Source organism: Arthrobacter sp. D3-18 (assembly GCF_054408525.1).
This window is the reverse complement of record NZ_CP096440.1, coordinates 3,850,416-3,862,794: the sequence shown is the minus strand read 5'-3', so window position 1 is coordinate 3,862,794 and position 12,379 is coordinate 3,850,416. Positions and strand designations below refer to the sequence as shown.

Genomic DNA, 12,379 nt, shown 5'->3' with positions numbered 1-12,379 from the left:
TTCCGTGAGATGCGCACGAGGCCAAAGGTGCGGTGATGCGGCAGCCTGCGTAAAAGGGGCCCTGCGTCCCGGTCCGCACTCGCTCAGCGAGGTCGAAACCGGGACGTGGGGAATAGCAGGCAGAGCATTACCGCTCCGCAGGCCGGAGGCGACAATCGCCGTCGGAAGTGATTAGTGGAACTGACCCTCTTCGGTGGATCCCACGAGGGCGAGGGTGGATGCGTTCGGGTTGAGCGCAGTAGCAATATCGTCGAAGTAGCCGGTGCCGACTTCGCGCTGGTGCTTGGTGGCGGTGTAGCCGCGGGACTCGGAGGCGAATTCCTTCTCCTGGAGCTCGACGTAGGCGCTCATGCCTTCACGGGCGTAGCCGTGGGCGAGGTCGAACATTGAGTAGTTCAGGGCGTGGAAGCCGGCCAGGGTGATGAACTGGAACGTGAAGCCCATGGCGCCGAGTTCGCGCTGGAACTTGGCGATGGTGGTGTCATCCAGGTGCTTGCGCCAGTTGAAGGACGGGGAGCAGTTGTAGGAGAGCATCTGGTCCGGGAACTCGGCCTTGACCGATTCGGCGAACTTGCGGGCCAGTTCCAGGTCCGGGGTGCCGGTCTCCATCCAGATGAGGTCGGAGTACGGTGCGTAGGCCTTGGCCCGGGCGATGCAGGGCTCGATGCCGTTGCGGACCTTGTAGAAGCCCTCTGCAGTGCGTTCGCCAGTGGTGAATTCCTGGTCGCGCTCGTCAACGTCTGAGGTGATCAGCGTTGCTGCCTCGGCGTCGGTGCGGGCAATGACCACCGTCGGCGTACCAGCGACGTCGGCTGCCAGGCGGGCGGCGTTCAGGGTGCGGATGTGCTGCTGGGTGGGGATCAGGACCTTGCCGCCCAGATGGCCGCACTTCTTCTCCGATGCGAGCTGGTCTTCCCAGTGAACGCCCGAGGCACCTGCGGTGATCATGGATTTCATGAGCTCGTAGGCGTTCAGCGGGCCACCGAAACCGGCTTCGGCGTCGGCGACGATCGGGACCAACCAGTCCTCAACAGTCTTGACGCCCTCGGCGTATTCGATCTGGTCTGCGCGGAGCAGGGCGTTGTTGATGCGGCGGACAACCTGGGGTACCGAGTTGGCGGGGTACAAGGACTGGTCCGGGTAGGTCTGGCCCGAGAGGTTGGCGTCAGCTGCCACCTGCCAACCGGACAGGTAGATGGCGCGGAGGCCGGCCTTGACCTGCTGCACTGCCTGGTTTCCGGTCAGTGCGCCCAGAGCGTTGGTGTAACCGCCGGTGGGAGCTTCCTCGGTGAGCTGCTTCCAGAGCTTCTCCGAGCCGCGGCGGGCCAAGGTGTGCTCTTCGGAGACGCGACCGCGGAGGCGGACGACGTCGGTGGCCGAGTAATCACGGGTGACGCCTTCCCAACGCGGGTTGGCGGACCATTCAAGTTCCAGCGCTGCTGCCTGCTGCTCGGCGGTCTGCTCTGCTGGTTCAAACGATGCGGTCATTGCATGTCTCCTAAGTGGTGCCCGGGCCGGCCTCTGCTGCGCCTTTGCTGCATCGGCCGGCTTGCCCGGGGTCTGTATTTCTTTTCGTAAGACCTACTTTTCTGCACTTCCAAGAGGGTTACTAGAGGAAAACTATGGAAAGAAATGCACTTCTTCGCGTATTCTCAAGAAATGTCGCCTGTGAGCTGGAATCGCGAAGTCGCGTCGCCGTCGTTGTCCGCTGCGTCCCCTGAACTGGACGTCATCAGCCTTGGCCGCCGCGTGCGCCATCTGCGCAAGCAGGCCGGGCTGACCCTTGACGACTTGAGTGCCGCCGTCGGGACCGCGCCGAGCCAGCTGAGCCTCATAGAAAACGGCAAACGCGAACCCAAGTTGGGGCTCCTTCAGCAGCTTGCTGCATCGCTGAATGTGACTATCGATCAGCTTCTGGGAGCGGAGCCGCCGAGCCGTCGCGCGGCCTTGGAAATTGAGCTGGAGCGGTACCAGCGGGGACCGCTGTATGAGTCCCTCAACTTGCCCAAAATCCGCATCAGCTCGCGGCTTCCGCTCGATGTGCTGGAGTCACAGGTGGGGCTGCTTCAGGAGCTCGAACGCAAACTCAATGAGCAAGTCGCGACGCCGGAAGAAGCCCGGCGCGCGAACGGCGAGTTGCGTGCCATGATGCGCGAGCGCGGCAACTATTTCCCCGAGTACGAGGCGGAGGCGCAGAAGGTCCTCAAAGGGGTGGGTTACACCACCGGTCCGCTGAGCCAGCACGTCATCGCGGACATCGCCGACAACCTGGGTTTCACCTTGCACCATGTGGGTGATCTTCCCCATTCCACGCGGTCCGTGACCGATTTGAAGAACCGCAGAATTTATCTAACGCAGAATCAACGCCAGGATCACGACCCCCGTTCAGTGCTCCTGCAGGCGCTGGGTCACTACGTCCTGGGGCATGAAACTCCGCGTAACTATGGGGATTTCCTGGCGCAGCGAGTGGCCACCAACTACTTCGCAGCCGCTTTGCTGCTTCCGGAGCAGGCAACGGTGGAGTTCCTGCAAAAAGCCAAGGCCGCCAAGGAAATCGCCGTGGAGGACATCCGTGACGCGTTCGCCGTGTCCTACGAAACCGCCGCGCACCGCTTCACCAACCTCGCCACCAAGCACCTGGGCATCACTACGCACTTCCAGAAGACGCACCAGTCCGGCATCATCTACAAGGCCTACGAGAACGACGGCGTCACCTTCCCGCAAGATCACACCGGGGCGATTGAAGGTCAGCCGTCGTGCAAAGCCTGGACCAGCCGGGCGGTGTTTGACGTGCCGGACAAGTTCAGCGCCTACAGCCAGTACACGGACACACCATCGGGCACTTACTGGTGCACTGCCCGCACGGAGCGCTCCGCTGCCGGCGAATTCTCGTTGAGCATCGGGGTGCCGTACCAGCACGTGAAGTGGTTCCGCGGCCGGGAGACCACCGCCCGCGCTACGTCCAACTGTCCGGACCCGAACTGCTGCAAGCGGCCCCCGGAGTCCCTGGCAAACGAGTGGGCCGGAAACGCGTGGCCGTCCGCCCGGGCGCATTCGCACCTGCTCGCCGCCATGCCTCCCGGCGCGTTCCCCGGCGTGGATGAGACCGAGGTGTACTCATTCCTGGCGGCACACTCCGAACGCTGACGCTCGCTCACATCCCTCGGGCTTGGGCCTGACGCTCGCTCACATCCCTCGGGTTTGGGCCTGACGCTCTATCACGTCCCTCGGGTTTGGGCCTGACGCTCGCTCACATCCCGCGGGCTTGGGCCTGACGCTCTATCACGTCCCGCGGGCTTGGGCCTGACGCTCTATCACGTCCCGCGGGCTTGGGCCTGACCCTCGCTCACGTTCCGGCAACATTTGGCGATCCCTCTCTCACTACGCGTGAATTCCGTCCTCAAATGGAGCACCATGTGAGGACAATGCCAAGCAGGGGATGCGCCATGAAACGAATCCGCAGAGTGACAACGCTGCTCGCGGCAGTAGCGCTGGCGAGCGGTTCCGCAACGGTCAGTGCCTGCGCGCCGCAACCGGCCGACGTCGGGCTCCAAACCGCCGACGGCGTGACTCGCGTTTCGGTCCAGACGACGGACTACTCGGTGCAACTTGCGGCGTTCAATGAATCGGCGCGTCAGCTCGGCGCCACGCTACTCGCCGATGGTGGTGACTCGGATAACGGCAATGTAGTGTCGTCGCCCGCCAGCTTGCTGATTGCGTTGAGCATGCTTCGGGCCGGGGCATCCGGGTCCACTGCTGCGGAGATGGACTCAGCGCTTGGGCTGCCCAGGGAGGGGCGCGACGAAGCGATGAACGCACTGCTTGCCTCCCTCGAAAAGTTCGACGGCGACCCCGGCTCAGTGGATGAAGAGAACCCGCCGCGTAAGCCGGTCATGCACGCCGCCAACGGGCTGTTCGTTGACAAAGGCGTGCCCACCGGCGAGGCCTTTCTCACCACGCTTGCCGAACATTTCGGCACAGGCGTCTACCCGGTGAACTTTCAGGACGAGGCCGTGACCAAACCTGCAATCGACCAGTGGGTCAGCAGGAACACCGGCGGCCGGATCAAGGAAGCACCCGCGCAATACGATCCTGACAACACCTTCAGCCTGCTCAATGCCCTTTACTTCGCCGCCGCGTGGCAAACGCCGTTCGACGCGAACGACACGGCGGACGGCCCCTTCACCAAGGGTGGTGGGGAAGTAATCAACGTGCCAATGATGCACTCTTCGCTCACCATGGCGTACGCCGAAGCTCCCGGATGGAAGGCCGTTGATCTGCCTTACGCCGAGGGTTTCATCATGCGTCTGGTACTGCTCGACGGCGGTGCGTCGGGTTCCGCTGGTGCGTCAGGTGCGGCGGGTCAGGCCGCCGTTTCTGCGGCAGTGCTGACGGACGTGGCTAAAGGGCTGGGTGACGCGAAGCAGGGCATGGTCCAGATCAGCCTCCCCAAGTGGGACCACAAGACCACGTTTGAGCTGCGGAAAGTCTTCAAAACCCTCGGACTCAACCAGATGCTGGCCACGGACAAAGATTTCGACGCGATCCAGCAGGGCATGAAACTGACGCAGGCGGCTCAAGCTGCCAACATCACCGTTGCCGAAAAGGGAACCATTGCCTCCGCAGTGACCCAGATGAATGTGGAGGCCTCCAGTGCCGTGGTTCCGCAGCGGGCGATCGTCCTCGACCACCCCTTCCACTACCAAATCGTTCACGTCGAGACCGGAATGCCGCTGTTCACTGGTTGGGTTGCGGATCCGCGCAGCTAGCTCGCCAGGCGTTGCACCAGCACCGCGGCTGCTTCGACAACCTCGTCGGCCTCCCGTTTTGTGGGACTGAGGGCCACTTCCTGCCCCGCCACGGTGATAATGTCCGTTATTACGGCGACTGTCAGCCGGCCCAAGGTGTCATCGCTGGCGCCAAGGAGCACTGAATTCTGGCGCACCCATTCACGTCCACGTTCCCGCCGGAGTACCTCGAAACCCGGGGGAGTGTCGCCCTCAATGAACACCCGCTCAAGGTCGCGGTGTTTCCAGGTGTAGTCGAAGTAGCTGCGGCTGCCCACATTGAACAGTGCGAGGGGTTCGTTCTCGCCGGCCTTGCGCGCCTTCGCCACGGACGCGGCGACCAGGCGCTCATGTTCGTTTTGGTAGTCGTCCCAGAGTGCGAGGAAGAGCTCCGTCTTCCCACCGAAGTGGTGATAGAGGCTGCCCACGCTGGATCCGGCCCGTGCCACAATGTCCGAGATGCTCGCGTCAGTAAAGCCATGCTCCACGAAAACGCTGGCGGCCGCGTCCAGGAGATTGCGCTGTGTTGCCGCGGTGCGGGTCCACTGCCAGGAGCCGGCAGTGGTGGCTGCATCGGATGTTTTGCGAACCACGCTCTCGCTCCTCTCGCAGGCAGAAGAAAGACCGGAGTGTTGCCCGGCCATTTTTTGGAATCTTACTCGGGAAAGAATCCACATAGCCAACACCAAGCCTTGACTGGCCCTTGTAGACCGGGAAATAATTCTGGAAGTCTGTTCTAGAAATATGTATTGCGGCATGTATCCGAATGCTGCGATTTTTGACGTCGAACGCCCCGAAACCCGGGTGCCGTTTTCACCGTCGGGCTGCAACTGGTTGAATCGCTATATAGCGCCAACTGGTCGCAGCCAAACAAGCCAGAGAGGAACGCGGCCTGATGTCCGTTTCAAGCAAGTCGTCCGGGATCACGTCGAACAGGTGGTTCAAACCCGTCGTCGTCACCGCAGGAGCTTTGGTGGTGGCACTCATCCTGGTGCTCGTTGCGCAATGGCTCCGGACCCTCCAGCCCGTGCAGCAGTTCCTCACTGACTACCCGGGGCACTCGGCCATTCCTGAAGGCGCCCCTACAGGGTTCCCGGCCTGGCTTGGCTGGCAGCACTTCCTCAACATGTTCTTCATTGTGCTGATCATTCGCTCCGGCTGGCAGGTGCGCACCACCACGCGCCCGGCTGCCAACTGGACCCGGAATAACAAGGGTTTCATCAAGACCAAGAATCCCCCCACCAAGATCAGCCTGGACCTGTGGTTCCACCTGACTCTGGACGCGCTGTGGGTCCTGAACGGCATCATCTTCATTGTGCTGCTTTTCGCTACCGGTCAGTGGCTGAGGATCATTCCCACCAGCTGGGACGTCTTCCCGAATGCCGTATCGGCGGGGCTGCAGTACGCGTCACTGAACTGGCCTGTAGAAAACGGCTGGAACAACTACAACAGCCTCCAGCTCCTCACCTACTTCATCACGGTCTTCATCGCCGCGCCCTTGGCCATCATCACGGGCATTCGGATGTCCGGGGCATGGCCCAAGAAGGCTGCTATCAACAAGTTCTACCCGATCGAGCTGGCCCGTAAGATCCACTTCCCGGTGATGATCTATTTCGTGGCCTTCGTGATCGTCCATGTGACCCTGGTGCTGGCAACCGGTGCTCTGCGGAACCTCAACCATATGTACGCCTCCAACGACGACAACAGCAGTTGGTGGGGTTTCGGGATCTTCGCAGCATCCATCGTGTTTACGGCGGCCGCTTGGTTCCTGGCCCGGCCCCTGTTCCTGCGTCCGATCGCGTCGCTCATGGGCAAGGTCTCACGCTAGCCCTTATGCAAAGAAAACAGCCGCCCCGGAAGAGCTTCGGGGCGGCTGTTTTCTTGGTTAAGAGCTAGGACAGAGCACCGCCCTGCCAAAGGGCATCAAACGGAGCACCCGAGGACACGCGGTTCTTGATGCCGGCGGTCACGAAAGCCTTCGCCGTCCGGGCAGCTTCCAGCGGCGTCGCACCCTTGGCCAGTTCGGCGGTCACTGCGGCGGCCAACGAGCAACCGGCACCCGAGACGGCGACTTCGCCAACCTTCGGGGCGCGAAGGACCTCCAGCGTCTCGCCGTCGTAGTACACGTCGACGGCGTCCGGGCCTTCCAGCCGAACCCCACCCTTGGCAAGGACTGCTGCGCCGCTGATCTGGTGGATGCGAATGGCGGCAGCTTTGAGTGACTCTTCGTCCGTGATGGTCAGACCGGACAAGGATTCAGCCTCGAAGTGGTTGGGGGTGACGAAGGTAGCCAGCGGCAGGATCTGCGCCTTCAAAGCCTGGTCAGTGTCCAAGGCGTGGCCCGGTTCCTGTCCCTTGCAGATCAGGACCGGGTCCAGCACGATGTGCCTGAAGGAGCCGTCGGCCAGTGCCTTTTCCACGGTGCTGATGGTCGCCGGGCTTCCGAGCATGCCGATCTTCACGGTGTCCAGCACGGACGGTGCGCCGGAAGCGGCACCATATGCCGCCGTCGTGGCTTCCAACTGGTCTGTGATGACCTGCTGGTCCACCGGGACAAAGCGGTGGTTCCAGTTGTCCTGCGGGTTGAAGGAAACAATGCAGGTGAGGTTCGCGATGCCGAACACTCCGAGTTCCTGGAAGGTCTTGAGGTCGGCCTGCGCGCCGGCGCCACCGGTCGCTTCGGAGCCGGCGATGGTCAGGGCTATGGCAGGGGCAACGGCTGAAGTCATGTATTCTATTTTGCCATTCGCTTCGTCACCCGCCGATTTTCGCGCCTTCCGGGCAACCGTGCGGCCTTAACCGTGGAGCGCCCGGTAGGCTGCCTCTGCAGCGGGATGCAGAGGCAGGCCAGCTGTGTTGATGAGAGTTTCCGGGCTGAGGAATTGAACGCCAGTGCTGGACTTCGGCACCAAATCCTGAGCCTGCCCCACCAGCAGCTCCACGGTTTTCCGAACAACGTGATCCGCCAAGTCCTTGCGGCACAGAAGCAGGTTGGCCACTCCCACAGTCCACACGGCCGGTGCGTTCCCGTAGTTATTCGCGGGGATGAGGACGCGGTCGTAAAAGAACTCTGATTGAGCCCGGGTTGCCGGGATGAGTTCGGAGAGGTCGAGGAGCCGCACGCCAAGGTCCTGTGCCGCGGCGGCGATGGGCGCCGTCGGGACACCTCCGGACTGGATCATCACGTCAATCGAACCCTCTCTCAGGGACGCCAGCGCTTGGTTCAGCCCAAGGTTGACCTGCCGCACAGCCCTCCCAGGCCCGGCCGTCTCGCCCGACAGTCCTGCGGCGGCAATGATTCGCCCGGCCGTCAAAGTAGTTCCCGAGCCCACCTCGCCCACGCCCGCGGTCTTCCCGGCGAGATCGGCGAAGGTTCGGATGCCGCTGTCCTCGCGCACAATACAGTGGACGTAGTTTTGGTAAACCTTCCCCAGAGCTACCAATTGCCCGTCGTCCTTGCCAAGGGCTGTGGCCTGCGCGGCAGCGTCGGCCAGTGCGACGGCGAGCGTTGCCTCCCCGGATAAGACCCGCTGGATGTTCTCGAGACTTCCCCCGGTGGTTAGCGCGACTGCCTTTTCAGCCACTCGCTCCCGCTGCAGCAGGTTCGCGAGGAGGGTGGCAAACTCTAAGTAGAAGCCGCCGGATTCGCCGCCGGCGACGGCCAGTTCCTGGGGCCGTTCCTCCGGTGTGCAGGCCGCTGATGATGTGAGTAGACTGCCGCCCAAGCCGAGCACTGCAACCGCTTTGAGGGCGCTTCGCCGGGAGATCATAGGTAACTCACGCATGGGCCGACTCCCTGGGCCCCGCAAATTCGAGCCTGGCGGTCAGCCCGTGTGGCTTATTCGCTTCCAGGATCAGCTTCGCGCCGTTCGCTTCGGCGAGACGTTCCACAATGGTCATACCCAACCCATTGCCGGGGATTTTGCTGTGCTGTGGTGCCCGCCAGAATCTGGTCGTGGATGCGGCGAGTTGATCGGCTGGGAGGCCGGGACCGTCGTCGGAAACCTCGACGGCGGTGCCTCCTTGCGTCTGCCGGCTCGCCACCGTTATGCGTGCCCCTGGAGCGTATTTAAGGGCGTTGGCGAGGAGCTCACCTACCATGTGCGCGAGTTCATCCGGGTCACAAACGATCTGGTTTTCGGACGCTGGGCCCTCCAACGCCAGCTCCGATCCTGCAAGGCGAGCGGCCGGCGTCGCCCTCTCCACTTCACCCTGGAGGACCGGGAAGGGGTCGATGACGGCCAGACGCTTGTGCTCTGAAGGCTCCACCCGGGCATGCCCTTCGGAGGCGCGGTGCTCAGCGGTTGCCAGCTTCAGCACGCCGTCCAGCATTTCCTCCACCCGCTCAAGTTCGGCCACTACGCCGGCTGCCGCTTCTTTCTCAGGCTCCGAGCGCAAGGCGAGCTGCAGCAGATCGATCCGCAGGCGCAGTGCCCCAACAGGGTTCCGGAGTTGATGTGAAGTATCGGCGATGAGCTGGCGCTGCGACTCCATGCTCCGGGTCACGGTGTCGGCCATGGCCGTGAAGGAGCGGCTCAACTCACGCAGCTCAGGCGGACCGGCTTCGGGAAGCTGGCTGGTTTTGCCCGTCGCTTCGAGCTCGTGGACTGCCTTGCTTAGACGGTGGACCGGGCGCAAAACCCAAGCCGTGATCCGGGACGCCGCCACGAGCAGCAGCATACCCAGTGCCACCGCGGCAAGCCCGACGACGAGCCACCGCTCCCGTAGCTTCTGCCGTGCTGCGTCGAGGTTGACTTCAACAACCACTTCGCCGAGTACCTGGCTGGCCGTGCCGAAGGACCTGGAGATGAAGTCATTGCCTGTGCCGAATGCCCGGATGGGGTTCAGCGTAGTGTCGCTGAGATTGAGGCTCGCCCGATTCAGTGCGTCGCTGACCTCTGGTTGGTCGTCGCTGAGGCCCCCGGAGCGAACGGTTTTCTGTTGGAGCCGGATGAGGATTCCTTCACCATAAAGCTCGGAATACCGGTCCATCTCGCGCTGCAGTTGGGTTGTGTTGGTGTCCTCCACGGCGTCGCTGGCCAGTTGCGCGAAGCGGTTAAGGGCAGCGACGCGGTTTATCTGCAGTTCCTGGGTGAGTTCCCTGCCGGCCGATGTCAGGATCACACTGGAAACCGTCACCACAATGACCACCACCAGCAGGCTGAGGATGCCCAGGACGCGGACTTTCACGGTTGCTCTACGCGGTAGCCGACGCCTCGGACATTGATGATGAACCCGGGAAGTTGGAGCTTGGACCTAAGGCCTGTCAGGTGCACATCCAAGGACCGGGAGTGCGCCAGGAACGCATCGCCCCAAAGTGCGTCCAGGATTTGCTCCCTGGTCACCACTGAGCCTGCATTCCTGACCAGCAGGCTGAGGAGGTCGAATTCGGTTGCGGTCAGGGCGAGTTGTCTTGTGCCCACCGAGGCCACCCTCCGGTCGAGGTCCACTTCCAACTCTCCGAGGACGACTGCGTGCGGAGCATCCTGGCCGGAACGGTTGGTGCGCCTGGTGACTGCCTCGATTCTGGCGAGCAATTCCACGAGCTTCACGGGCTTGACCAGGTAGTCGTCGGCGCCGGATCGGAGGCCCAGCACCACGCTGCGTTCGTCGTCGCGGGCGGTCAGGATCAGGATAGGAATCTGCGTGACCTGGCGGAGTTTCCGCAGGACGTCCAGGCCATCCAGATCCGGGAGACCGAGGTCCAGCAGGATCACTTCGTGTTGCCGGTGGGCCAGGAGTGCGTCCTCGCCGCGGGATACCCGGGTGTGCTTGTGGCCGGCGGAGGCGACGGCTGCGCTCAAGGCCGACGCCATGGCGTCGTCATCCTCGACGATGAGCACGTGCACTGTCAGGGTCCTTTGGCTTGCTGGGGGGTGGGTCGCAGGGTTTGGTTCGTAGTGGTGGGTCGCAGGGTTTGGTTCGCTACTAGAGCTTAACGTTGTGAGGCCCGCTCTGCGCCCCTCGGAGTGTCCAAAGGGCGCAAAGCGGGCCTCACAAGGCAGCCAGGTCAGGCGTTGACGAGATCCTTCTTGTCGTCGTCGTCCTTCGCAATGCCCTTTGCCGCGAAGGCGTTGCCCTGCTCCGCATCCAAGTGCGTCGGCTTCTTGTTCTTCAGAGCGAAGATGTAGACCAGCAGGGAGATGAAGATGGCGGCAGTGACGTAGGTGAAGAACATATCCACCTGGCCCGACTTCTGAAGGGCCGCACCGATCAGCGGTACAGTGCCGCCGAACAGCGAGTTGGCAATCGCGTAACCGAGTCCGACGCCGAGCGCGCGGATGGATGCCGGGAACAGTTCAGCCTTCACCAACGCGTTGATGGAGGTGTAGCCACCCACCATCAGGAGGCCGCCGAACATCAGGAGGAAGGCCACGAACGGATCCTTGGTTCCGGCCAGCGTGGAGAGCAGCGGCCAAGTGAACAGCACACCGGTCACGCCGAACCAGATCAGCAGCGGCTTCCGGCCAATCTTGTCAGAGAGCATGCCGTACACGGGCTGCAGCAACATGAAGATGAACAGCGCCCAGAAGTTGATCACGGAAGTATCGGTCTTGGCGATGCCGGACGTATCGTTCATGAACTTCAGGATGAAGTTGGTGTACGTGTAGAACGCGACGGTGCCGCCAAGGGTGATACCGATGCAGATGAGCAGCGGCTTCCAGTGCTTGGTGAACAGCAGCTTCATGGTGCCGGGCCGTGCTTCGCCAGCAACCTTGACGTGCGCAGCGCGGAGCTGGTCAGCAGAGAGGGTTTCCTCCATCGAGCGGCGAAGCCAGAGAACAACCAGTGCAGCGGCGCCACCAATAGCAAACGGAATCCTCCAGCCCCATTCGGTCAGGTCGTCCTTGCTCATGGTGTTCTGCAGGATGACCAGCACCAGGAGGGCCAGCATCTGACCACCAATCAGCGTGACGTACTGGAAGCTGGAGAAGAAGCCGCGGCGCTTGGCCGTAGCGGCCTCGGACATGTAGGTGGCGCTGGTACCGTACTCGCCGCCCACCGAGAAACCCTGGACCATGCGGATAAACACCAGCAGAATCAGGGCCCACAGGCCGATGACATCCTGCGTCGGCAGGATGGCGATGGCGAAGGAACCGGCGGACATCATGGTCACGCTGAGTGTCAGCGCAGCTTTGCGGCCCTTACGGTCGGCATACCGTCCGAAGAACCAGCTGCCGATCGGGCGCATGAGGAACGACGTCGAGAAGACGGCCATCGCCTCAAGGCCCGCCTGAAGATCGTCCGAGGAGTTGAAGAAGTGCGACTGGAAATACGCCGCGAAAACCGTATAGACGTAGAGGTCGAACCACTCCACGAGGTTGCCCGCGGAGCCCTTGAGGATGTTGCTCACGGCTTTACGTGTCTGGGCGGCTTCGCTCAGAGGTGCAGCTTGTTGGGTGCTCATCAATGAACCTTCCTGGACGGCGCCTGGGACGGCAGCCGTGTCTTGCCTGAGTTCGTTCTGTCCATGAAGCTGGTGCTCATGGCGTCCTTGCGCATGGCTCTTCGTCGACTAAGAAAGGCCCTCCAAGGTGAAGAGGACATGTTCCAAACTATGGGTGATGCACGGCACAGCCAACGTGGGAGCG

10 protein-coding genes are annotated in these 12,379 nt (G+C 62.5%); 3 read left to right on the top strand and 7 right to left on the bottom strand.

Features of this window, described 5'->3' with window-relative positions; all coding sequences use genetic code 11:
- Positions 1 to 171 precede the first annotated feature (171 nt).
- Complete coding sequence (aceA, locus tag M1D89_RS19900) at positions 172 to 1,488, bottom strand: isocitrate lyase (RefSeq protein ID WP_475035963.1); 1,317 nt, start codon at positions 1,486 to 1,488, stop codon at positions 172 to 174.
- Between the two features lie 144 nt (positions 1,489 to 1,632).
- On the opposite strand from aceA, the gene M1D89_RS19895 reads away from it, so the two are divergent.
- Together M1D89_RS19895 and M1D89_RS19890 are read left to right on the top strand one after the other, a co-directional pair.
- Positions 1,633 to 3,147, top strand: coding sequence for a helix-turn-helix domain-containing protein (locus tag M1D89_RS19895; RefSeq protein WP_498646251.1), 1,515 nt, complete (start codon positions 1,633 to 1,635; stop codon positions 3,145 to 3,147).
- A gap of 299 nt (positions 3,148 to 3,446) precedes the next feature.
- Positions 3,447 to 4,769: a serpin family protein gene (locus M1D89_RS19890; protein ID WP_498646249.1), complete on the top strand. Its 1,323-nt coding sequence runs from the start codon at positions 3,447 to 3,449 to the stop codon at positions 4,767 to 4,769.
- On the opposite strand, the gene M1D89_RS19885 is transcribed toward M1D89_RS19890, so the two are convergent.
- Positions 4,766 to 5,380, bottom strand: a complete 615-nt coding sequence (locus tag M1D89_RS19885) for a TetR/AcrR family transcriptional regulator (RefSeq protein WP_498646247.1) — start codon at positions 5,378 to 5,380, stop codon at positions 4,766 to 4,768. The genes M1D89_RS19890 and M1D89_RS19885 overlap by 4 nt on opposite strands.
- Positions 5,381 to 5,682: 302 nt before the next feature.
- On the opposite strand from M1D89_RS19885, the gene M1D89_RS19880 reads away from it, so the two are divergent.
- The gene (locus M1D89_RS19880; protein ID WP_498646245.1) at positions 5,683 to 6,615 is read left to right on the top strand and encodes a cytochrome b/b6 domain-containing protein; all 933 of its coding nucleotides are present in this window, start codon (positions 5,683 to 5,685) and stop codon (positions 6,613 to 6,615) included.
- 64 nt (positions 6,616 to 6,679) lie between these two features.
- On the opposite strand, the gene M1D89_RS19875 is transcribed toward M1D89_RS19880, so the two are convergent.
- The 5 genes from M1D89_RS19875 to M1D89_RS19855 form a co-directional block, all read right to left on the bottom strand.
- On the bottom strand, positions 6,680 to 7,516 hold the full coding sequence (locus M1D89_RS19875; protein ID WP_498646243.1) for a hydroxymethylpyrimidine/phosphomethylpyrimidine kinase: 837 nt from the start codon (positions 7,514 to 7,516) through the stop codon (positions 6,680 to 6,682).
- A 66-nt stretch (positions 7,517 to 7,582) separates the two neighbouring features.
- Positions 7,583 to 8,572 (bottom strand): TAXI family TRAP transporter solute-binding subunit, encoded by a 990-nt coding sequence (locus M1D89_RS19870; protein WP_498646241.1) that lies wholly within the window; start codon positions 8,570 to 8,572, stop codon positions 7,583 to 7,585.
- Positions 8,565 to 9,977, bottom strand: coding sequence for a sensor histidine kinase (locus M1D89_RS19865; RefSeq protein WP_498646239.1), 1,413 nt, complete (start codon positions 9,975 to 9,977; stop codon positions 8,565 to 8,567). The genes M1D89_RS19870 and M1D89_RS19865 overlap by 8 nt, the downstream gene beginning before the upstream one ends.
- Positions 9,974 to 10,636, bottom strand: a complete 663-nt coding sequence (locus tag M1D89_RS19860) for a response regulator transcription factor (RefSeq protein ID WP_498646237.1) — start codon at positions 10,634 to 10,636, stop codon at positions 9,974 to 9,976. Before M1D89_RS19860 ends, M1D89_RS19865 begins: the two co-directional genes overlap by 4 nt.
- 161 nt (positions 10,637 to 10,797) lie before the next feature.
- Positions 10,798 to 12,195, bottom strand: a complete 1,398-nt coding sequence (locus M1D89_RS19855; protein WP_498646235.1) for an MFS transporter — start codon at positions 12,193 to 12,195, stop codon at positions 10,798 to 10,800.
- Between the last annotated feature and the right edge of the window lie 184 nt (positions 12,196 to 12,379).